This window comes from Mesorhizobium sp. M2D.F.Ca.ET.226.01.1.1, from assembly GCF_004022705.2.
In the GTDB taxonomy this organism is placed as follows: Bacteria; Pseudomonadota; Alphaproteobacteria; order Rhizobiales; family Rhizobiaceae; genus Mesorhizobium.
This window is the reverse complement of the sequence record NZ_RZOY02000012.1, coordinates 187921-208683: the sequence shown is the minus strand read 5'-3', so window position 1 is coordinate 208683 and position 20763 is coordinate 187921. Positions and strand designations below refer to the sequence as shown.

The following is a 20763-nucleotide window of genomic DNA, read 5'->3' as shown; positions in this document are numbered from 1 at the left end:
TATCAGCCCGCAAAGGCGGTGGAAACCCGCCGAAGGTAGGGAGGGCTAGGCGACCAAAGCGCCCATTTTGGCTGCGATATCGCGTAACTGTGCCTCATCCGCCGCATCACGCTGCTTCTTTGAAGCGACAAGACAGGCCTGCGATTTCAGGATCGTGCCATCGCCCAGCACCTTCAGGTGGTTGGCGCGCAGCGTCGAGCCGGTGGTGGTGATGTCGACGATGACATCGGCGAGGCCAGCCGCCGGAGCGCCTTCGGTGGCGCCGAGGCTTTCGACGATGCGGTAGACCTGGATGCCGTGCTTGAGCGAAAAGAACTGCTGCGTCAGCCGCCAGTATTTGGTGGCGATCCGCAAGCGCCGGCCGTGGCGCTGGCGGAAATCGGCGGCGACATCGTCCAAGTCGGCCATGGTATCGACATCGAGCCAGACGTCGGGCACCGCGACGACGACGTCGGCATGGCCGAAGCCAAGGCGGGCGACGATCTCGGCGCGCGCTTCCCAGTCGGCGAGGTTCTCGCGCAGCAGGTCCTCGCCGGTGATGCCGAGATCGACCGCGCCCTGGCCGATCTCGCCGGCGATCTCGGACGCGGACAGGAAGGCCACCTCGACATTGTCGAGCCCGTCGATGCGGGCGCGGTATTTGCGGTCGTCCTGCGGCAAGGTAACCGCCAGGCCGGCGTTGGCCAGCACTTCGAGAGACTGTTCCTTGAGACGGCCTTTCGACGGGATCGCCAGCGTGATCATTTGGCGTTCTCCCGCAAAGCCTCGATGCGGTCGAGCCAGACCGAGAAGCCGACGCCAGGGATCGGCTTTTTTGCTCCGAGCAGCGTCAGCAGCCGATCGTAGCGGCCGCCGCCGACCAGCGGGCGATCGCCACCCTGGACAGCGATCTCAAAGACGAGGCCAGTATAATAGTCGAGCGGGCGGCCGAAGGCGGCGTCGTAACGGATGTCTGCCATCGGCAAGCCGTGCGCCTCGATCGCTTTGGCTCGCGCGGCGAAATTCTCCAGCGCCGGCCCCAGCGACAGGCCGGCATCGGCGGCGAATTTTTCAAGCGCCGCGGTCGCGCCGCTGAGCGCGACATCGATTTCGAGAAAGCCCTTCAGCGCCGAGAAGGCGTCGTCGGACAGGCGCACGCTACGCAGCTGCGCTTTCTCGATCAGCCGGCGCGCAATGTCGGCCGGCGCGCGGCCGCCGGAAGCCGACAGCCCCGCTTCCTCCATGCCTTCGGCAATGTGCGCGGCGAGGCCTTCCGCATCACCGTCGAGCACCAGCAAGGCGACGGGACCGGACAGCTGGCTGTTGCGCGGCGGATTGGCGAGATCGGCCAGGGCCGCTTCCAGCAGCGGTGCCGAGCCGAAGGCACGCGCCAGCCGCATGCGCCAGCCGCGCGGCAGGCCCAACGCCGCCAGCACCGCCTCGAACAGGGTCTGGTCGCCAAGCGTGATGGCGAGCGGCTTTCCGGGCAGCACCAGCGACAGCAGCGCATGCGCGTCAGCCAGCGAGCGTGCATCGGCGGCGGCGGTGTCGCGATCGCCGAGATCCTCGATGCCGGCCTGGAAGAACTCGTTGCCGCCCTCGCGGCGCTGGCGGAACACTTCGCCCAGATAGGAATAGCGGCGCGGCGTGCCGGCCTGGCTGGCAATGTGGTCGAGGCAGACGGGGATTGTGAATTCGGGCCGCAGGCACAGCGTCTTGCCGGTCTCGCTCTCGGTCAGGAAGATGCGGCGGCGCAGGTCCTCGCCGGCCATGTCGAGGAACGGATCGGCCGGCTGCAGCACGGCGACTTCGACCGCGTGGGTGTCGCGGGTGGCGAAGAGTTTTGCGATGTCGGCGGCGATGGCGGGGCGGGAGGTCATTGATAGTTTGGGCGCGAGGCCCCCCTCTCTGTCCTGCCGGACATCTCCCCCTCAAGGGGGGAGATTTGCAGTTCGAGCGCCGCGCCTCCTCCTGCAACGTTGAAAATTGGCGAAGGTATGCGCGACATCTGATCTCCCCCCTTGAGGGGGAGATGGCCGGCAGGCCAGAGAGGGGGGCTCAAGCGCCACCCTTTATGCGGTCAGCTGCCTGCGCCGCGAGTATCTTCTTCACCTCAGCCACCAGCTCGCTCTCCGCCACAGTCACCTGCGCCGGCCTTGCCGCGCGCCATTCGGCGTTGTCGGTGATCTTGGCCGAAAGGCGCGAGCCTTCGATGAGGTCCTTGATCTGCACCTCGCCCTTGGCGCGCTCGTCGCCGCCCTGGATGACGGCGACCGGGCTGCCGCGGCGGTCGGCGTATTTCAGCTGCGCCTTCATGCCGGCGCCGCCAAGATACATCTCGGAGCGGATGCCGGCGGCGCGAAGGTCGGCAACCATCTTCTGGTAGCGGCCGAGGCTTTCGGTGTCCTTGTCCATGACCAGCACAACGACCGGCGCGACGACATCGGAGGTGTCGAGCTTGCCGAGGTTCTTCAGCGCCGTCATCAGCCGCGAGACGCCGATGGAGAAGCCGGTCGCCGGCACCGGCTCGCCACGGAAGCGCGACACCAGCCCGTCATAGCGGCCGCCGCCGCCGACCGAGCCGAAGCGCACGATCTGGCCTTCGTCGTTGGGAATCTCGGCCAGCAGCTCGGCCTCGAAGACCGGGCCGGTGTAATATTCGAGGCCGCGCACGACGGAGGGGTCGATCAATATCTTAGTCTCGTCGTACCCAGCGGCTGCACAGAGCAGTTGTATCTGATCAAGCTCGTCGCAACCCTGCATCACCAGAGGGGTCTGCTCGAAGCCGCGACGCAGATTGTCGACAGTAAGGCCGTTAGCAACCCCGCTGCTGCCCGATCCCTGGGCCTTCCAACCAGTGATGTTTAACAACAGCGATATCTGACTGTCGGAAAGACCTGCGCCTTTGGTGAAATCTCCCTCGCCTTCCTTTCCGCCGTCCCAGCGGCCCTTTCCAAGCAAAAGTTGAATGTCCTCGAGTGCGAACTTGTCGAGCTTGTCGATGGCCCTGAGCACCGTCAGCCGGCGTCCGGCATTTTCCTCGCCGCCGAGGCCGATCGCCTCCAGCACGCCGTCGAGCACCTTGCGGTTGTTGACGCGGATGACATAGTCGCCGCGCTTGATGCCGAGCGCTTCCATGACGTCGGCCATCATCATCGCCATCTCGGCGTCGGCGGCGACGCCCGGCGTGCCGATGGTGTCGGCATCGAACTGCATGAACTGGCGGAAGCGGCCGGGGCCGGGCTTCTCGTTGCGGAACACCCAGCCGGAGCGATAGCTGCGGTAAGGCTTCGGCAGCTTGTCGAAATTTTCGGCGACGAAACGCGCCGTCGGTGCGGTGAGATCATAGCGCAGCGACAGCCACTGGTCGTCGTCGTCCTGGAAGGAGAACACGCCTTCGTTCGGCCGGTCCTGGTCGGGCAGGAATTTGCCCAGAGCGTCGGTGTATTCGATCATCGGCTGGTCGACCGGCTCGAAACCGTAGAGCTCATAGACCGAGCGAATGGTCGCCATCATCTTCTCGACGGCGCGGATGTCTTCGGCGCTGCGGTCGGCAAAACCGCGCGGCAACCGCGCTTTCGTCTTTTCGGATTTGTCGGCCATGGGATCGGTACTCAATGTTTCGTGGCTCGCCATAGATAGGAAACTTCCTATTTCCAAGGCGCGCGTGTCCTAACCGATGCCGCTTGGTGCGGCAAGGGTGGGCGCCTCTCCTTCTCCCCTTGCGGGAGAAGGTGGATCGGCGCGCAGCGCCGAGACGGATGAGGGCTGTTCCAGCGGAGTGAGACATCGGCGTTACCTGGAACACGCCTCATCCGGCCGCTGCGCGGCCACCTTCTCCGACAAGTGGAGAAGGAAGGAGCTGAAACAAAACCACGCGAAAAACGAAACAATTCGACACCAGCGCGGCATGCTGCCGACACAATCGGCGACCATAAAGCGCGCCGAAACAAGGGGTTCGGGGCCATGACGACGGCTGAAGACATCATCGAGAACGAGACCGCAAGGCTGAGGCCTGCCGGGGTTCCGGCGCTCAAGCCGTCGCAGCAGCCGGCCGGGCCGTTCGAGGTTGCGGCCACCAAGCCGAGCGCGCGCGACGCGCTGGTGACCGGGCTTTTGGTGATCTATCCGGCTTTCGCCGCGGTGGCGGCGATCCTGGCCGGACTGTTCCTGGCCGGCGCCAGCAGCGTTTGAGCTGAGGTCTACCGAGAAATCTCGAAGGCCGGCGCTGCCCCTCATCCGCCCTTCGGGCACCTTCTCCCCGTTGAACGGGGAGAAGGAAGGGAATGCGCTACTTCGGTCGCATCAGCTTCTTGCGCTCTTTCTCGACCTCGGCGCGGCAGTAGCAGCCTTCAAGGTGATCGTTGACCAGTCCCATCGCCTGCATGAAGGCATAGACCGTCGTCGGGCCGACAAAGCTCCAGCCGCGCTTCTTCAATTCCTTCGATATCCTAACCGACACCGCCGTCGTCGGATTGGCGCGCAGATGCGCGAGGTCGACGATTTCCGGACGCTCGTCCGGGCCCGGTTCGAACTTCCAGAACCAGGCCGCCAAAGAGCCGAACTCATCGGCCATTTCGCGGGCGCGTTTGGCGTTGTTGATGGTCGAGACGATCTTGCCGCGATGGCGGATGATGCCGGCATTGCCGAGCAGGCGCTCGACATCCTTCTCGGTGAACGCCGCCACCTTGTTGAAGTCGAAACCGGCGAAGGCCTCGCGGAAATTCTCGCGCTTGCGCAGGATGGTCAGCCATGACAGACCCGACTGGAACCCTTCCAGACAGATCTTTTCGAACAGCCGTCGATCATCGGTCACCGGCCGGCCCCATTCATGGTCGTGATAGTGAAGATAGTCGGGCAAGTTGCCGTGCCAGAAACAGCGCGCCTTGCCGTCGGGGCCATCGAGAATGCCGGCATTTTCAGTTGCCATAACTAGCAGATCCATTCGTTAATGCGCTTCCGCACTTGGTTTACCGTGGCTTTACCAGATTCCTGAACCGGCCGGTAACCACACCAAAAGGTTTACTGACAAAGCGGCATTTTACGCATTCCGATTCATGTTTTGCTTGCCGCTCCGCGCCAAGGATCGCGAAGCCTGAGAGCGCCTTCCCGCCTCGGCACGAGTTCGACGATCAAGGTGCGTTCCGATGAAGACAGCGTTTTGTTCCCTGCTTGGTGCTGCGGCGATCCTTGCCGCCGGTGCCACCACCTCCCTTGCCAATGACCGCTATGCCGACATGCCGCCGGTGACGGTAAGCCCCGACCTTTCGGCACCCTGGGTGCTGCAGCTTGGCCGTGCGCCGGGCATCGTGCGGCCGACCCGGCAGGCGACGCAGCAGCCGCTGCAGCGCCTTTTCCAGGCGCAGCCCGACCGGCAGCGCACGGCGGCCGTGCAGCAGCCGGCCAGGCGCGTGGCGATGCGCCCACAGATCAACCCGATCTACCTCCCCCAGGAAGTCGCCTATGACGGCCCGCAGAAGCCGGGCACCATTGTCATCGATACTCACCAGAATTTTCTCTATCTGGTCGAGAAGAACGGCAAGGCGCGGCGTTACGGCGTCGGCACCGGCAAGCCCGGCTTCGAATGGTCGGGCACGCACAAGATCACCGACAAGAAGGTTTGGCCTGACTGGCGCCCGCCGGCGGTGATGATCAAGCGCGAGGCGGCCAAGGGCCGCTACCTGCCGACCTATCTTGCGGGCGGCATCGAAAACCCGCTCGGCGCGCGCGCGCTCTATCTCGGCACCACCGAATACCGTATCCACGGCACCAACCAGCCCTGGACGATTGGTGGCGCGGTGTCTTCCGGCTGCATCCGCATGCGCAACGAAGACGTCGTCGACCTTTACGAGCGCGTGAATGTCGGAACCACGGTCGAGGTGATATAGTCGCAGCGAATCAGCCGGTTAGGCTGCGCAGCACTTTTTAGCCCATGCTGTTGCCGACAAGTCATAGTGCGATCCTGCGGGATGTGCTTTAACCGGTGAAGAGTTTACGGGGGACGGGCCGTGTGGGGATACGGCCGGTCACGAAAAGGCAGCGCAGGGAAACCGCGCTGCCTTTTTTCGTTTTTGCGTTTTCTTTATGACGCCCGGCGCGGCAGGTCGTACCGAAAGCAGGCTGTTTCGCATTCGGGGCTGATTTCCCGGCGCTCCTCTGCTATTGCAGTGCACAAATTTCGGCAGTTATGCAATTGCGAACGGGCGGCCGCTTCGGGGCTTGCCCTCGAATTGCTCCAGAAGGCAGAGGTGCCAGCCATGACCCGGACCGATGACAGCCGCTATCTGAAAGGCGGCCCGGTCGCCCAGCGCATCATCGCCTCCGTGCGCGAGGACGCCGCAATCGCAGCAGCCGAAGGCTTTCCGCCGAAGCTGGTCTCGATCACCGTCGGCGATACCGCCGCGGTCGATGTCTATGTGCGCAATCAGCGCGCTAAGGCCGCCCTTGCAGGCATCGGCTTTGAGGAGCGTCGCTTCGCCGCCGACATCACCGCCGGCGAACTTGAAGCCGCGATCCACGGCCTCAACGCCGATCCGCGCGTCACTGGCATCATCATCCAGCGGCCGGTGCCGGCGCATATCCCGATCAAGACCTTGCAGGCGGCGGTGCATCCGCTGAAGGATGTCGAGGGCATGCACCCGGCCTCGATCGGCAACATCGTCTACAACCAGCTCGATCTGGCGCCCTGCACGGCGGCTGCCTCGGTCGAGCTGCTGAAGGAGACCGGCCTCGAGTTGAAGGGGCTGGAGGTTGTGGTCGTCGGCCATTCCGAGATCGTCGGCAAGCCGATCGCCTTCCTTTTGATGAGCGAAGGGGCGACGGTCACCGTCTGCCACCACATGACGCGCTCGCTGGCCGCGCATGCGCGGCGCGCGGATGCGCTGTTCGTCGCCGTCGGCAAGCCCAGGCTGATCAAGGCCGACATGGTGAAGCCAGGGGCCTGCGTCATCGACATCGGCATCAATTCCGAGGTGGGGCCCGACGGTGAAACCCGCATCGTCGGCGATGTCGACACCGACAGCGTCAAGGAAGTGGCGTCCTGGATCACGCCAGTGCCGGGCGGCGTCGGCCCGCTCACGGTCGCGATCCTCTTGCGCAACACGATGGTGGCGCTCAACCGCCAGCGCGCGCTTTATCGTGCGACCTATGGCGTGGCGGATCAGCTCGCGGCGGAGTAGTTTCGACTACTCGGCGGCAACCATCGCTACGTCGGAGACGCCTCCCGGCTTGGGGCCGCCATAAGCCCAGTCGAGCAGTTTTATCGTGTGCACCACCGGCAGCTTGGCGGCGGACGCGATCTGGGTGATGCAGCCGATATTGCCGGTCGCCACGATTTCTGCACCCGTCGCTTCGATATTTTTTACCTTGCGGTCGCGCAGCTTGGCCGAAATCTCGGACTGCAGGATGTTGTAGGTGCCGGCCGAGCCGCAGCAGAGATGACCTTCACGCGGCTCGCGCACGACAAAGCCCGCCTTGGCGAGAAGCTCCTTCGGCTGGCGCGTGATCTTCTGGCCATGCTGCATCGAGCAGGCGGAGTGATAGGCGACGATCGTGCCTGGCTTGCGCAACGGCTCGGGCAGGTCGAGGGCGGCCAGATATTCGGTGATGTCCTTGGCCAGCGCCGAGACGCGGGCGGCCTTTTCGGCATAGGCCGGATCGAGGCGCAGCATGAAGCCGTAATCCTTGATCGTGGTGCCGCAGCCGGATGCGGTGACAATGATCGCGTCAAGCCCGCCCTGGTCGATGGCTCGCGTCCAGGCGTCGATGTTCTGTCTTGCCGAGGCGAGCGCCGCCGCTTCGCGGCCCATGTGGTGGACAAGCGCGCCGCAGCAGCCCTCGTCTTCCGGCACCACCACTTCGACGCCGAGCCTCGTAAGCAGCGAGATGGTGGTGTCGTTGATGGCCGGATCGAGCACCGATTGCGCGCAGCCGGTGAGGATCGCGACGCGGCCGCGTTTTTTGGTTCCCTGCCCGGCATGCGTGCCCGGCTTCGCCATCGGCGATGCCGATGGGAGCGACGACGGCGCGAGCTTCAGCATGGCGGCGACCGGCTTCAGCGCCGGCAGTTTTTCGAACAGGCCGATAAACGGCCGGCCGAGCCCTGCCAGTTTCAGCGCGGCACGGAAGCGGCTGGGATAAGGCAGCACGGCAGCCAGCATGGCGCGCGTCAGCCGGTCGAGCAGCGGGCGCTTATAGGTCTCCTGGATATGGGCGCGGGCATGGTCGACCAGATGCATGTAATTCACGCCCGAGGGGCATGTCGTCATGCAGGCCAGGCAGGACAGGCAGCGGTCGATATGGGTGACGATCTCCTTGTCGGCCGGCCGGCCGTTCTCCAGCATGTCCTTGATGAGGTAAATGCGGCCGCGCGGCGAATCGAGTTCATTGCCCAAAGTCACATAGGTTGGGCAGGTGGCGGTGCAGAAGCCGCAATGCACGCATTTGCGCAGGATCTTTTCCGATTCCGCGACATGCGGGTCGGCAAGTTGGGCAAGGGAAAAATTGGTCTGCACGCAAAAATCCTTACTGTCCCAGAAGCCAGCTTTGCGGGTTCTTGACGGGCTCGCCGCGCTGCAGCGCCTGGATGCCGAGAATGCAGCGCGCGATAAACCAGACTGCGACGGCCAACATCAGCACGAAGCCGATCACAAGCATCATCAGGACCACCGAGATCAGCGCGTAGAGAAGGCCGATCCAGAACGTCCTGATCAGGAACGTATAGTGGCTTTCGACGAAGCCGCCGGCCTTGCCGCGGTTGATATAGGCGAGCACGATACCGACAATGCCGGTGATGCCGATGACGAGGCTGGCGAGGTAGAGAATGTAGATGACCAGCGCGTTGGTCTGGCCCGGCTCCAGCCAGCGATCGGTCTGGCGCGGTGCGCTGCTCGGTCCTGGATCGGTGTTGCTCATGGTGCTGCTCCCTCCGTTGATCAGGCAAGAGTAGCAGAGCCGGCGCCCGGCGCCATGCGGCCGGGATTGAGGATATTCTTCGGATCGAACTCGACCTTGAGCCGCGCCGACAGCGCCGCCAGATGCGGCGGCTGCGGTTCGAACACCGGCAGCGCCGCGCGATGCGGGGCAGAGGCGCGCACCAGCGTCGCATGGCCGCCGCCATGCTTGCGGATCAGCCTGCGCAGCAGCTCAGCCTCCGGATCATCCTCCCGCATGGAGAGCCACACCAGGCCGCCCTGCCAGTCGTAGAATGCGTCGACCGCCGCCTGCATGCGCAGCGCCATCACCATATGGTGCGCCTCGGACGGCGCCATCGAGACGCGCCAGACCGGCTGCGCGCCACCATCGGCGAAAGGCCGGCAGTCGCGAATGTCGCGCCAGATGGCTTTCGACGCCTCGCCGGCGATCTCTTCCAGCGGCCCAGCCTTGCCGAGCAGTTGCTTAAGCGCCTCGACCCGATAGACGACCGAGGGGCCAAACCCCTCGACGCGTAGCAGCGTCGCGGCATCGCTGCCGTGCTTGCCGCCGGCAACCTTCAAGGCGATGCGCTCCGGCAGATGCGCCGCGCTCGAGACTTCGGCGCTGGAGCCCAGCGCCAGCGCCATGGCGGCGACCGCGGCCTCGTCAAGCAGACCGCGGACGGCCAAAGTCACTTCCGTTTCGGCGGCCGGCAAGACCTTGAAGGTGACATCGGTGAGCACGGCCAGCGTGCCCCAACTGTTTGCCATCAGCTTGGAAAGATCGTAGCCGGTGACGTTCTTGACCACGCGCCCGCCCGACTTGAAGGCCTCGCCACGGCCGGAGACAGCGGCGACGCCAAGGATGTGGTCGCGCGCGGCGCCTGCCTTGAGGCGGCGAGGCCCGGACAGGTTCGTGGCGAGCACGCCGCCGATTGTGCCGTTCTTGCCCCCTTGGCCCGGCTCACCGCCGAGCAGCGGGCCGTAGTCCATCGGTTCGAAGGCGAATTGCTGGCCGTTTTCGGCAAGCAGTTGTTCGATTTCGGCAAGCGGCGTGCCGGCGCGGGCCGACAGCACCAGTTCGGCCGGCTCGTAGAGGGTGACGCCGGTGAGCTTGGACAGGTCGAGCGTATGCTCGGTCTGCAGCGGACGACCGATGCCGCGTTTGGAGCCGTGGCCGAGGATTTCCAGCGGCGATTCCTCGGCCGCCGCCCATTGGGTGGTGGAGAGGATTTCGGCGGAAGAGGATGGGGTGAAGATGGTCATGATGGCGCGACACCCCCAAAAGAGGCCACGTCGAGTTCCTTCGCGCCCCCCTCTGTCCTGCCGGACATCTCCCCCACTAGGGGGGAGATTGGCAGCTTCCGCGGCCGCGCCTCACTTGCAACGGCGGAGATTGGCGAAGGCCGCGATGGCAGCTGATCTCCCCCCTTGTGGGGGAGATTTCCGGCAGGACAGAGGGGGGCGCGAAGGAACGCCGACATGCGAGTTTGAGTCCCCATCAAAACCTCGGAATGTCAGGAAACGCCACCTGGCCGCGATGCACATGCATGCGGCCAAGCTCGGCGCAGCGGCGGAGCTGCGGGAAGACCTTGCCGGGGTTGAGCAGATGGTTGGGATCGAAGGCGCATTTGACGCGCATCTGCTGGTCGAGATCGATCTGGTTGAACATTTCCGGCATCAGGTCGCGTTTCTCGACGCCGACGCCGTGCTCGCCAGTCAGCACGCCGCCGACCTCGACGCAAAGCCGCAGTATGTCCGCGCCGAAGTTTTCGGCCTTGTCGAGCTCGCCCGGCACATTGGCGTCGTAGAGGATCAGCGGATGCAGATTGCCGTCGCCGGCATGGAAGACATTGGCGACGCCGAGACCGTATTTCTCCGACAGATCGCGCATGCCGGCCAGCACGCGCGGCAGTTCCTTGCGCGGGATGGTGCCGTCCATGCAGTAATAGTCAGGCGAGATCCGGCCGACCGCCGGAAATGCTGCCTTGCGGCCGGCCCAGAAGCTCAGCCGCTCCTGTTCCGACTGCGAGATGCGGCAGGTGCTCGAGCCGTTGCGATAGGCGATCGCCTCGACGAGGCCGATCAGATGGTCGACCTCCACGCTCGGCCCGTCGAGCTCGACGATGAGCAGCGCCTCGACGTCGAGCGGATAGCCGGCATGGACGAAATCCTCGGCCGCGTGGATCGCCGGACGGTCCATCATCTCCATGCCGCCTGGAATGATGCCGGCGCCGATGATGTCGGCGACGCATTGGCCGCCCTCTTCGCTGGTCGGAAAGCCGATCAGTAGCGCGCGCGCCGTCTCCGGCTTCTTCAGGATGCGCACGGTCACCTCGGTGACGACACCGAGCAGGCCTTCGGAACCGGTCATGACGCCAAGCAGGTCATAGCCTTCCTGGTCGAGATGGCTGCCGCCGAGGCGCATCACCTCGCCATTCATTAGCACCATCTCGATGCCCAGCACATTGTTGGCGGTGAGGCCGTATTTCAGGCAGTGCACGCCACCGGAATTCTCGGCGACATTGCCACCGATCGAGCAGGCGATCTGGGAGGATGGATCGGGGGCGTAATAAAAGCCGTCCTGCTCGACGGCGTTGGTGATGCCGAGATTGGTGACGCCCGGCTGGGCGACGACGATGCGATTGGGATAGTCGATCGCCAGAATGCGGTTGAAGCGGCTCATCACCAGAAGCACCGCATCCTCCAGCGGCAGCGCGCCGCCGGACAGCGAGGTGCCGGAGCCGCGCGGCACGACGCGGATGTTGCGGTCGTTGCAATATTTCAGGACGCGGGAGACCTGGGCGACAGTCTCGGGCAGCACCACGACCAGCGGCAGTTGCCGGTAAGCGGTGAGGCCGTCGCTCTCGAAGGCGCGCATTTCATTGGCCGTGTCGACGACGCCCTCGCCCGGCACGATGATGCGCATGTCGGCGACGATCTCGGCGCGCCGGCGCAGCGTCTCGGCATCTGGCTTGGGCATGGCTAGGCCGGACATCGGGCATCTCGCTTGACTGGTCAAAATCTTTTACCAGCATGACGGATTTGTTGCAAACGCTGCTTTGGTCGCATCGGGCCGCAAGCGCATTGCCAAGCTTCCGCAGCGGCAATCTGCCGCTGGCGCTCTCCTCCTAGAGAGAGATTACTCGCCCGGTTGCTTCGCCGGCTCGGAATGCATTTTTCGCACCCGGCGCACGCCCCACCAGACGAGCAGGATGGCGACCGGCACCGATGCGGCGGTGACGACTTCGGGCGCGAAGGCATGGCCGAAGATCGAGGCGCCCTTGGCGACATAGCCGATGAGGCCGACGACATAATAGGAGACGGCAGCGACGGACAGGCCTTCGACGGTCTGCTGCAGGCGCAGCTGCAGCCGGGCGCGGTTGTTCATCGAAGCCAGCAGGTCGCGGTTCTGCTTCTCGACATCGACATCGACCCAGGTGCGCAAAAGCGTGGTGGCGCGGGTGAGCTTTCGCGACAAATTGGCCTGGCGCTCCTCGACCGAGCGGCAGGTGCGCATGGCTGGCGCCATGCGCCGCTGCAGGAACCCCACCCAGGTGTCAAAGCCTTGCACCGGCTCTTCATCGAGCGCTTCCAGCCTTTCGGTGACGATGCCGTCATAGGCGCGGCTGGCGCCAAAGCGGTAGAGGCTGGAGGCAGCGTCGGCCTCCAGCTCGGCCGCAAGCTCGGTGAGATCGGCGAGCAACGTCTGGCTGTCGCGGGTCTCGACCGCCTTCATTTCCCGTGTGGTCTGCGCCAGGCGATCCTCGATGCGGCGGGCGCGGCCGGACAAAGTCAGCGCCAGCGGCAGGCCAAGCATGGCCAGCGTCCGATAATTCTCGATGTCGATCAGCCGCTGCGACAGGGCGCCGGTGCTTGCCGGCGTCAGGCCGCGATCGAGCACCAGCATGCGGGTCAGGCCGTCGCCGTCCTGGCGGAAATCGGTGATGATGGCGGCAGCACCCCGCTCGACCAGCGAATAGCACAGGCTGGTCGGGTCGAAGCCGGCGATCAGCCTTTCGCTCGCCTGCGTCCATTTGCGGATTTCAAGGCGGATGCCCGAAATCACCCTGCCCGGCGGCGAGAAGCCGTTGCCGAAGGGCGAATCTTCCTGCCCCCGTCCGTTCTCGGCCAGCGGCCCTTCCCACAGATAGGTCGAGAACTCGGTATGCCTCTCCCAGCGCAGCGTGCCCTTGCCCCATTTCATGGCGTGGTGGCGGGCGTTGCGCTCGGGCGCGGCGATACCCAGCCGCCGCGACAGTTCCGACAGTACCGCATGGTCGACCGCAGCGCCCCCCTCGGTCATGAAGGAAAGCTGGATGAGCACGCGGGGTTTGTCGATCAGCGGATGCGGGCGGGCATGGACCTCGCCCAGCGCGCCAGGCCGCCCTTCATGCGCCGGGAAGCCCATCACGCTGCCCTGCGCACGCGGCTGGAATTCGAGACTGGACATCTCGTCCGACACGGCTGGTCCCCCTGTTTTCGACCCTTCGTGCAACCCCGTTGTCTTGCGGCAATCGGCGAGACGCGTAAACAGCAAATATCGGTAACGGAGGTTGGCGGCGCGTGGCAGGCGACGTGACTCGACCATGCGAATTGGATAAATAATTTGACCAGTTGGCGACGAACGCTTTAATCTGAAACACGTCCGTTTCACTCTCCAGGCGCCTTACTTGAGCGATATTTTCTCCAGGATCGAGCATTCGCGCACCGCCGACGAGGTGGTGCAGCAGATCGAGACCCTGATCCTCGAAGGCGTGCTGCGCACCGGCGACCGGCTGCCCGGCGAGCGCGAGCTGGCGCGCCAGTTCGACGTGTCGCGGCCGATCCTGCGCGATGCGCTGAAGGCGCTGGAAGGGCGCGGGCTGCTGACGACGCGACCCGGCGGCGGCACACATGTCGCCGACGTCATCGGCCAGCTTTTCACCAAGCCGGTGACCGACCTGATCTCCACGCACCGCAAGGCGGTGACGGATTATCTGGAGTATCGGCGCGAGATCGAGGCTGTGGCGGCCGAATATGCGGCCAGGCGGGCGACGCCGGAGGATCTGGCGCTGCTCGACCGCATCATGGCGCGCATGGACGAGGCGCACCGCACCGGCGATTTCGATGACGAGGCGGAAATCGACGTCGAGTTCCATCACGCGGTGTGCGAATGCGCGCACAACATCATCCTGCTGCACACGCTGCGCTCCTGCTACCGGCTGCTGTCGGAGGGTGTTTTCCAGAACCGGCTTCTGGTGTTCGGCGTGCCGGGCGCGCGCGAGGCGCTGCTTGCGCAGCACCGGGCGATCCATGCCGCGATCAAAGCCGGCGATCCGATCGCGGCGCGCAAAGCGGCGATGGACCACATCACCTATGTCGAGCGCTCGATGGCGGAAGCCGAGCGCAGCGGCGACTGGCAGCGGGTGTCGAGGTTGCGCCTCAGGCAACGCTCGGATGCCGGCGATATCGAACCCACACGCAAACGTTCCTAGCGGGGACCCATCATGAGCGAAATCCTCACCATCGCCGACCTGAAGGACCTGGCGCGCCGCAGAGTGCCGAAGATGTTCTTCGACTATGCCGATTCCGGCGCCTGGACGGAGAGTACCTACCGCGCCAACGAGGAGGATTTCGGCAAGATCAAGTTCCGCCAGCGCGTGCTGGTCGACATGAGCAACCGCTCGCTGGAATCGACCATGATCGGCGAGAAAGTGGCGATGCCGGTGGCACTCGCCCCGACCGGGCTGACCGGCATGCAGCATGCCGACGGCGAGATGCTGGCGGCGCAGGCGGCGGAAGCGTTCGGCGTGCCGTTCACGCTGTCGACGATGAGCATCTGCTCGATCGAGGATGTCGCTGCAGCGACCAAAAAGCCGTTCTGGTTCCAGCTCTATGTGCTGCGCGACAAGGATTTCGTTCTCAACCTCATCGACCGCGCCAAGGCGGCGAAATGCTCGGCGCTGGTGCTGACGCTCGACCTGCAGATCCTGGGACAGCGCCACAAGGATATCCGCAACGGGCTTTCGGCGCCCCCCAAGATGACGCTCGCCAACATCGTCGACCTGGCGCTCAAGCCGCGCTGGTGCCTGGGGATTGCCGGCACCAAGCGCCGCACCTTCCGCAACATCGTCGGCCATGCCAAGGGCGTCGGCGACGTCTCTTCGCTGTCGTCCTGGACGACGGAGCAGTTCGATCCGCAGCTGTCGTGGAAGGACGTCGCGTGGATCAAGGAGCGCTGGGGCGGCAAGCTGATCCTGAAGGGCATCCTCGACAAGGAGGACGCGCTGATGGCGGCCGAGACCGGAGCGGACGCGATCGTCGTCTCCAACCATGGCGGACGGCAGCTCGACGGCGCCGCTTCGTCGATCTCGGTGCTGGAAGAAATCGCCGATGCGGTCGGCGACAGGATCGAGGTGCATATGGATGGCGGCATCCGCTCCGGCCAGGACGTACTCAAGGCGCTCTGCCTCGGCGCCAAGGGCACCTATATCGGCCGGCCCTTCCTCTATGGCCTTGGCGCGATGGGCAAGGAAGGCGTCACCAAGGCGCTCGAGATCATCCGCAAGGAAATGGACGTCACGCTGGCACTGTGCGGCAAGCGTCTGGTGACGGACATGGGCAAGGAGCAGTTGCGTCGCTAGAGCCGCGGCAAGCACTTCAACGCCGACATGGCAAGGATCGGTTGCCTCGCTAGGGCGTTGTTCATCGATCGGCGCTAGGTTTGCCCCGGCTTCTCCTGGGAACATGTCTGCCTTGACCGAAACCGGCATCCACTATCTCGACGCGCGCGGGCCTGACGGCATGCGGCTCTACGCCATTGGCGACGTGCATGGACGCCACGACCTTCTTGCCGCCATGCACCGGCGCATCGAGACTGAGCTCGAATATGCGCCGGCCACCGACTGGCGCATCATCCATCTCGGCGACTATGTCGACCGCGGACCGGATTCGAAGAGCGTCATCGATTTCCTGATCGAGGCGCAAAAACGCGATCCGCGCAACATCATACTTGCCGGCAATCATGACATCGGCATGCTCGATTTTCTCGCCAATGCCGAGCCGGACGGCCTCTTCATGAACTATGGCGGCGTCCAGACGGCGCAGTCCTATGGCGTGGATTTCACACGGGACATGCATTGGTTCGGCAAGGCGGAGGCCGTCGCGCGAGGGCACATGGCCCTGGTGAAGGCGGTGCCGCGCAGCCATGTCTACTTCCTGCGGTCACTGCCTTTCTCGGTCAGTTTCGGCGATTTCTTCTTCTGCCATGCTGGGATAAGGCCGGGCGTGCCGCTCGACCATCAGAACCTGCAGGACCTGATCTGGATCCGCGATGCCTTCCACGATCACCAGGAGCTTTTTTCTAAGGTGATCGTGCACGGGCACACGCCAGTCCCGGAAGCCGAGGTGAAGGCCAACCGCGTCAATGTCGACACGCTCGCCTGGAAGTCGGGAACGCTCAGCGCACTCGCCGTCAATGGCGGCGACAAGCAGATCATCGACGTGCAAGGCAAAGCGCTTTAACGCGCGCTGAGATTCAGGTGAGGCTAGCCTGACCTGAATATCAACACGCCTTCAGCCCGGTGCCGGCGCGGGAGTGCTTGCGATTTTTGTCGAGGCCTAGTTCAGCGAGGCCGTCACGCCGTAGCCGTCGACGGCCCGATGATTGGTCGCTGCGTCGGCGGCATAAATGCCCAGGCCGCAGAGCACGATGGCAGACAGCATGACAAAAGACAGGAGAGCTGCTTTCACGGACGTCATCTCTGGTTAAGCTTTCTGCATCTGGGCACGAGGCGGTTACCAATGGGTTGAAACGATAAAATGCGTCTCAATGTTTCGACGATTTCGCGCTTCTAAGCAGATTTCGTATCGCCGGTGTGTCGGCTGGATCACACAAAAGGTTCATGGCGGTTGCACCGGCGATACAAAGCGCGCCCTCTTAGGGCAGCGGCCGGACACAAACCAAGGGTGAAGAACGTTGTCCCCAGGCGGAAGCCGTGAGGCGTGCCAATTATGCCACGCTGCGGTCGATGAGGGGTTCGACGATCAGATCGTCGCCACCCAGGCGCGGGCAATCGCCAGGCCGGCGGCGTCGGCGTCGGGCCCGTTGCGGGCTATCTCGTCATCGAGCTTGCCGGCCCAATCTGGATGGCGCTCAGCGATGAGCGATGCGAAGCAGGTGCTCCAATCGCGCGCCATCGGGCTATCCACCTCGAAATGGAACTGGAAGCCATAGGCGGCGCGGCCGAGGCGAAAAGCCTGGTTTTCGGCGACCGCGCTGCCGGCCAGCCGCACGGCGTTTTCCGGCAGGCCGAACGTGTCGTCATGCCATTCGAAAATGGGGAAGCTTTCGGGCAAGCCGCCCAGCACCGCGTCCGACTTCGCGTCCGGCGTCAGTGACACTTTGTGCCAGCCGAACTCAGTGGCGCCGCCGATCTGGTTCGTGCCGCCGAAGGCGCGCGCCAGAAGCTGGCTGCCGAGGCAGATGCCGAGCACCGAGCGGTTCTTGTCGGTGAAATCGCGCGTGAGATCGAGCAACGCGGGAAAATAGGGACAGATCTCGTCGTCGAGCGCGTTCTGAGCGCCGCCCAACACGACGATCGCGTCATGCTCGCTACTGTCCCGCGGCAGCGTTTCGCCGTCATAGGGCTTGCGCAGATCGATGTCGGCACCGGCTTCTTCGAGCGCGGCGCCGATCTGGCCAAGGCCCTCATTGTCGAAATTCTGGACGACCAAAACCCGCATCGAAAACCTGCTGACATGAAAACGCTGGGGCGAGCGATATCATGCAGCCGATATTTCAGCCAAGATGCGGATCGAGAGAGAAAACTATGCCACTGCAGAACCGGGTCGACCCCTTCGGCGCCATACACGCGGTGCCCGAACGCGGCCTGTTCACCGGCAATCGCGGCATCATCCACGACCCTGAAACGAAAACGCTGTTGAAGAAGCGCTGGGCCTTGCCCGCCTGGATCATCTGCGTCTGCCAGTTCCGCAACGTGCGGCGCGAGCCGATGGGCCGCAACCGACAAGGCGCTGATCAAATGGGCGGAAAGGCCGGCTGGACCGAGCTGTTCTTCCTCGACGAGGTGACGGCTTTGGCCGCCGGCCACCGGCCCTGCTTTTTCTGTCGGCGTAAACAGGCGACCGATTTTGTATCCCGGTTCGGCGAAGCGTTCGGCATTGGAGAACCGCGCGCGCCGATGGTCGACAAGCGGCTGCACAAGGAGCGGTTGGCCTCAGGCGGACTGCCGCCTGCGGTTACCATATCCGAGCTTGGCGACTTGCCCGATGGGACGATGATCGCGCACGGCGACGCCGCCTATGCGCTGCGTTCCGGTACGGCACGCCAATGGTCGTTCGCGGGCTACGCCGGCCCAATTGCCTTCGATCGCTTCGCCGACCGACCGCTGCGCTTGCTGACGCCGGCGACCACCGTTGCGGTATTGCGGCAAGGCTTCGCGCCGGTCTGGCATCCGACCGCCGATACTTGACGATGCCCATCGCCTCGCCCATTGGTCGGCCATGCGCGCCAATTACAAAATGCAGCGGCTGTTCGTGCCGGACGATCTCGGGCCAGGCCTCGAATTCGATGCCGGACGACAGCAAAGCCATTATCTCGCGCATGTGCTGCGGCTCGGCGAGGGCGCCGAGGTTCTTTTGTTCAACGGCCGCGATGGTGAATGGTCGGCTTCGATCGCCGCCAAGTCCAAGAAGGCGGTCCGGCTGAAAGTGCTGGAACTGCAGCGACCGCAGCCGCCGCTGCCCGATCTCGTTTATTGCTTCGCGCCGCTGAAGCAGGGCCGGCTCGATTACCTTGTACAAAAGGCAGTCGAGATGGGCGCCGGTGTGCTGCAGCCCGTCATCACCCAGCACACGCAAGTGGCAAAGTCCGGCATCGAGCGGTTGCGCGCCAATGTCGTCGAAGCAGCCGAGCAATGCGGCATACTGGCCGTGCCGGAGGTGCGCGAGACCGAGAAGCTCGAACGGCTGCTCGGCAGTTGGGACAAGGAGCGGCGGCTGATCTTCTGCGACGAGGACGCCTCGACCAACAATCCGCTGCCGGCCTTGCAGGCGATCAAGGAAAAGAGGTTGGCCCTTCTGGTCGGGCCGGAAGGTGGATTTTCCGACGACGAGCGCAGGATGCTGCGGGCGCTGCCTTTCGTCACCGCCATCCCGCTTGGGCCACGCATCCTGCGCGCCGACACGGCGGCGGTGGCCGCACTTGCCGCGATCCAGGCGACGATCGGCGATTGGTGATCAAATCCTCTTGAGGCCTGGCTCAGGATTTTTTGCTTGATCGGCTCCTGACATTTCGTCCATCTAGCGCCGGCGGCCGTCCGGCCTCTGCAGCACCACGCCTCCTTTTCGACGCGCGAAGGGCGCTGTAACACTTAGGAACTGTGCAAGACGCCTGACGGAAGTCGATGCCGATTTCCCGGGCAAAGCGCTCGGAGGGGCCTCATGGCGCGCGACACGACCGATACCCAGCCCATCGAAGGCATCGACGAACTGGTCGGCTATCTGGCGGCCGGCAACAAGCCGCGCGAGAAATGGCGCATCGGCACCGAGCACGAGAAATTCCCCTTCTATGTCGACGGCAACGCGCCGGTGCCCTATGGCGGCGAGCGCGGCATCCGCGCCATTCTCGAAGGCATGCAGGAAAAGCTCGGCTGGGATCCGATCATGGATGCCGGGCGCATCATCGGCCTTGTCGAGCCGACCGGTCAGGGCGCGATCTCGCTGGAGCCGGGCGGCCAGTTCGAGCTTTCCGGCGCGCCGCTGGAGTCGATCCATCAGACCTGCCGCGAGGGCAACGCGCATCTGGCGCAGGTGCGCGAGATCGCCGAGCCGCTGGGCATCCGCTTCCTCGGTCTTGGCGGCAGCCCGAAATGGTCGCTGGCCGACACGCCGAAAATGCCGAAGTCGCGCTACGAGATCATGACCCGCTACATGCCCAAGGTCGGCACCAAGGGCCTCGACATGATGTATCGCACTTGCACGATCCAGGTGAATCTCGACTTCGAGAGCGAAGCCGACATGCGCCGCAAGATGCAGGTGTCGCTGAAGCTGCAGCCGCTGTCCACGGCGCTGTTCGCCAACTCGCCCTTCACCGAAAGCCGCCCGAACGGGCTGCAGAGCTGGCGCGGCGACATCTGGCGCGACACCGACAACCAGCGCTCCGGCATGCTCGAATTCTGCTTCTCGCCCGATTTCGGCTTCGCCGACTATGTCGAATGGGCGCTCGACGTGCCGATGTATTTCGTCATCCGCGACGGCCAGTATCACGACATGACGCGCTACACCTTCCGTGAGTTCATGGCGGGCGCCGCGCGCAACGAGATTCCCGACGGGCTGCCGGAGATGGGCGACTGGGCGAACCACCTCTCGACCCTGTTCCCCGACGTGCGGCTGAAGCGCTTCCTCGAGATGCGCGGCGCCGATGGCGGGCCGTGGCGGCGCATCTGTGCCCTGCCCGCCTTCTGGGTCGGGCTGCTGTACGACGAGCAGGCGTTGGACGCCGCCGAGGCGCTGACTGCCAGTTGGACCTACGAAGAAGCGCTGGCGATGCGCAACGCCGTGCCGGAGCAAGGCATTGCGGCCCCGTTCCGCAACGCCACTTTGCGCGACGTCGCCCGCGACGTGCTGGCGATCGCGCGCACGGGCCTGAAGAACCGCGGCAAGAAGAACCGCGACGGCTATGACGAGACCTCATTCCTCAACACGCTTGACGAGGTCGTGGCGCGCGGCACCACCAGCGCCGAGGAGATGCTGTCGGCCTACCATACGCGCTGGGGCGGCTCGATCGAGCCTGTGTTCATGGAATATGCCTATTAACCGTCGGGTACCCGCTACGCGGTTGGTTGGTAAAAGCCGCTTCAATCAGTGA

General features: G+C 64.5%; 20 protein-coding genes. 9 read left to right on the top strand and 11 right to left on the bottom strand.

What is annotated here, in order from left to right:
- Positions 1-45: 45 nt before the first annotated feature.
- The 3 genes from hisG to hisS form a co-directional block, all read right to left on the bottom strand.
- On the bottom strand, positions 46-744 hold the full coding sequence (hisG, locus tag EN869_RS26260) for an ATP phosphoribosyltransferase (protein WP_127230653.1): 699 nt from the start codon (positions 742-744) through the stop codon (positions 46-48).
- A complete protein-coding gene (locus tag EN869_RS26255) occupies positions 741-1859 on the bottom strand; it encodes an ATP phosphoribosyltransferase regulatory subunit (protein WP_127230652.1) in 1119 nt (372 codons plus the stop codon). The genes hisG and EN869_RS26255 overlap by 4 nt, the downstream gene beginning before the upstream one ends.
- Positions 1860-2037: 178 nt before the next feature.
- Positions 2038-3582, bottom strand: a complete 1545-nt coding sequence (gene hisS, locus EN869_RS26245) for a histidine--tRNA ligase (protein ID WP_127230650.1) — start codon at positions 3580-3582, stop codon at positions 2038-2040.
- A gap of 363 nt (positions 3583-3945) precedes the next feature.
- On the opposite strand from hisS, the gene EN869_RS26240 reads away from it, so the two are divergent.
- The gene (locus EN869_RS26240; RefSeq protein ID WP_127230649.1) at positions 3946-4173 is read left to right on the top strand and encodes a hypothetical protein; all 228 of its coding nucleotides are present in this window, start codon (positions 3946-3948) and stop codon (positions 4171-4173) included.
- Positions 4174-4270: 97 nt separating this feature from the next.
- On the opposite strand, the gene EN869_RS26235 is transcribed toward EN869_RS26240, so the two are convergent.
- Positions 4271-4909, bottom strand: a complete 639-nt coding sequence (locus EN869_RS26235) for a DNA-3-methyladenine glycosylase I (protein WP_127230667.1) — start codon at positions 4907-4909, stop codon at positions 4271-4273.
- Positions 4910-5126: 217 nt separating this feature from the next.
- On the opposite strand from EN869_RS26235, the gene EN869_RS26230 reads away from it, so the two are divergent.
- Positions 5127-5867, top strand: a complete 741-nt coding sequence (locus tag EN869_RS26230; RefSeq protein ID WP_127230648.1) for a L,D-transpeptidase — start codon at positions 5127-5129, stop codon at positions 5865-5867.
- A gap of 369 nt (positions 5868-6236) precedes the next feature.
- Positions 6237-7157 carry a bifunctional 5,10-methylenetetrahydrofolate dehydrogenase/5,10-methenyltetrahydrofolate cyclohydrolase gene (locus tag EN869_RS26225; RefSeq protein WP_127230647.1) on the top strand — a complete coding sequence of 307 codons (921 nt, stop codon included), beginning with the start codon at positions 6237-6239 and terminating at the stop codon, positions 7155-7157.
- A gap of 6 nt (positions 7158-7163) precedes the next feature.
- On the opposite strand, the gene glcF is transcribed toward EN869_RS26225, so the two are convergent.
- From glcF to EN869_RS26195, 5 genes are all read right to left on the bottom strand, one after another.
- Positions 7164-8492 (bottom strand): glycolate oxidase subunit GlcF, encoded by a 1329-nt coding sequence (glcF, locus tag EN869_RS26220; RefSeq protein ID WP_127230646.1) that lies wholly within the window; start codon positions 8490-8492, stop codon positions 7164-7166.
- Positions 8493-8502: 10 nt separating this feature from the next.
- The gene (locus EN869_RS26215; RefSeq protein WP_127230645.1) at positions 8503-8892 is read right to left on the bottom strand and encodes a DUF4870 domain-containing protein; all 390 of its coding nucleotides are present in this window, start codon (positions 8890-8892) and stop codon (positions 8503-8505) included.
- Positions 8893-8912: 20 nt separating this feature from the next.
- Positions 8913-10157 carry an FAD-binding protein gene (locus tag EN869_RS26210; RefSeq protein WP_127230644.1) on the bottom strand — a complete coding sequence of 415 codons (1245 nt, stop codon included), beginning with the start codon at positions 10155-10157 and terminating at the stop codon, positions 8913-8915.
- A 235-nt stretch (positions 10158-10392) separates the two neighbouring features.
- Positions 10393-11889 carry an FAD-linked oxidase C-terminal domain-containing protein gene (locus EN869_RS26200; RefSeq protein ID WP_127230642.1) on the bottom strand — a complete coding sequence of 499 codons (1497 nt, stop codon included), beginning with the start codon at positions 11887-11889 and terminating at the stop codon, positions 10393-10395.
- Between the two features lie 144 nt (positions 11890-12033).
- Positions 12034-13356, bottom strand: a complete 1323-nt coding sequence (locus EN869_RS26195; RefSeq protein WP_127230641.1) for a DUF3422 family protein — start codon at positions 13354-13356, stop codon at positions 12034-12036.
- A gap of 208 nt (positions 13357-13564) precedes the next feature.
- On the opposite strand from EN869_RS26195, the gene EN869_RS26190 reads away from it, so the two are divergent.
- The 3 genes from EN869_RS26190 to EN869_RS26180 all read left to right on the top strand — a co-directional run bounded on the left by EN869_RS26190 (position 13565) and on the right by EN869_RS26180 (position 16397).
- On the top strand, positions 13565-14368 hold the full coding sequence (locus EN869_RS26190; RefSeq protein WP_127230640.1) for an FCD domain-containing protein: 804 nt from the start codon (positions 13565-13567) through the stop codon (positions 14366-14368).
- 12 nt (positions 14369-14380) lie between these two features.
- Positions 14381-15517: an alpha-hydroxy acid oxidase gene (locus EN869_RS26185; RefSeq protein ID WP_127230639.1), complete on the top strand. Its 1137-nt coding sequence runs from the start codon at positions 14381-14383 to the stop codon at positions 15515-15517.
- Between the two features lie 112 nt (positions 15518-15629).
- Positions 15630-16397, top strand: a complete 768-nt coding sequence (locus EN869_RS26180; protein ID WP_127230638.1) for a metallophosphoesterase family protein — start codon at positions 15630-15632, stop codon at positions 16395-16397.
- A 96-nt stretch (positions 16398-16493) separates the two neighbouring features.
- Here EN869_RS26180 and EN869_RS35565 read toward each other — a convergent pair whose 3' ends face one another.
- A complete protein-coding gene (locus EN869_RS35565; RefSeq protein WP_263481599.1) occupies positions 16494-16625 on the bottom strand; it encodes a hypothetical protein in 132 nt (43 codons plus the stop codon).
- Positions 16626-16919: 294 nt separating this feature from the next.
- Positions 16920-17618 carry a type 1 glutamine amidotransferase gene (locus EN869_RS26170; RefSeq protein WP_127230637.1) on the bottom strand — a complete coding sequence of 233 codons (699 nt, stop codon included), beginning with the start codon at positions 17616-17618 and terminating at the stop codon, positions 16920-16922.
- 86 nt (positions 17619-17704) lie between these two features.
- Here EN869_RS26170 and EN869_RS26165 point away from each other — a divergent pair, with 86 nt between their 5' ends.
- The 3 genes from EN869_RS26165 (at position 17705) to EN869_RS26155 (ending at position 20711) form a co-directional block, all read left to right on the top strand.
- Positions 17705-18367: a hypothetical protein gene (locus EN869_RS26165; RefSeq protein ID WP_127230636.1), complete on the top strand. Its 663-nt coding sequence runs from the start codon at positions 17705-17707 to the stop codon at positions 18365-18367.
- A 31-nt stretch (positions 18368-18398) separates the two neighbouring features.
- On the top strand, positions 18399-19133 hold the full coding sequence (locus tag EN869_RS26160; RefSeq protein ID WP_127230635.1) for a 16S rRNA (uracil(1498)-N(3))-methyltransferase: 735 nt from the start codon (positions 18399-18401) through the stop codon (positions 19131-19133).
- A gap of 204 nt (positions 19134-19337) precedes the next feature.
- On the top strand, positions 19338-20711 hold the full coding sequence (locus tag EN869_RS26155) for a glutamate--cysteine ligase (RefSeq protein ID WP_127230634.1): 1374 nt from the start codon (positions 19338-19340) through the stop codon (positions 20709-20711).
- The last annotated feature ends 52 nt before the right edge of the window (positions 20712-20763 follow it).

Excerpts from the sequence above, each read along its gene's own strand:
- hisS (WP_127230650.1), bottom strand. The coding sequence starts at position 3,582 with ATGGCCGACAAATCCGAAAAGACGAAAGCGCGGTTGCCGCGCGGTTTT.
- EN869_RS26200 (WP_127230642.1), bottom strand. The coding sequence starts at position 11,889 with ATGTCCGGCCTAGCCATGCCCAAGCCAGATGCCGAGACGCTGCGCCGG.
- EN869_RS26240 (WP_127230649.1), top strand. The coding sequence starts at position 3,946 with ATGACGACGGCTGAAGACATCATCGAGAACGAGACCGCAAGGCTGAGG.
- EN869_RS26230 (WP_127230648.1), top strand. The coding sequence starts at position 5,127 with ATGAAGACAGCGTTTTGTTCCCTGCTTGGTGCTGCGGCGATCCTTGCC.
- EN869_RS26165 (WP_127230636.1), top strand. The coding sequence starts at position 17,705 with ATGCCACTGCAGAACCGGGTCGACCCCTTCGGCGCCATACACGCGGTG.
- EN869_RS26155 (WP_127230634.1), top strand. The coding sequence starts at position 19,338 with ATGGCGCGCGACACGACCGATACCCAGCCCATCGAAGGCATCGACGAA.
- EN869_RS26225 (WP_127230647.1), top strand. The coding sequence starts at position 6,237 with ATGACCCGGACCGATGACAGCCGCTATCTGAAAGGCGGCCCGGTCGCC.
- hisG (WP_127230653.1), bottom strand. The coding sequence starts at position 744 with ATGATCACGCTGGCGATCCCGTCGAAAGGCCGTCTCAAGGAACAGTCT.
- EN869_RS26185 (WP_127230639.1), top strand. The coding sequence starts at position 14,381 with ATGAGCGAAATCCTCACCATCGCCGACCTGAAGGACCTGGCGCGCCGC.
- EN869_RS26170 (WP_127230637.1), bottom strand. The coding sequence starts at position 17,618 with ATGCGGGTTTTGGTCGTCCAGAATTTCGACAATGAGGGCCTTGGCCAG.
- EN869_RS26235 (WP_127230667.1), bottom strand. The coding sequence starts at position 4,909 with ATGGCAACTGAAAATGCCGGCATTCTCGATGGCCCCGACGGCAAGGCG.
- EN869_RS26255 (WP_127230652.1), bottom strand. The coding sequence starts at position 1,859 with ATGACCTCCCGCCCCGCCATCGCCGCCGACATCGCAAAACTCTTCGCC.
- EN869_RS26210 (WP_127230644.1), bottom strand. The coding sequence starts at position 10,157 with ATGACCATCTTCACCCCATCCTCTTCCGCCGAAATCCTCTCCACCACC.
- EN869_RS26160 (WP_127230635.1), top strand. The coding sequence starts at position 18,399 with ATGCGCGCCAATTACAAAATGCAGCGGCTGTTCGTGCCGGACGATCTC.
- EN869_RS26215 (WP_127230645.1), bottom strand. The coding sequence starts at position 8,892 with ATGAGCAACACCGATCCAGGACCGAGCAGCGCACCGCGCCAGACCGAT.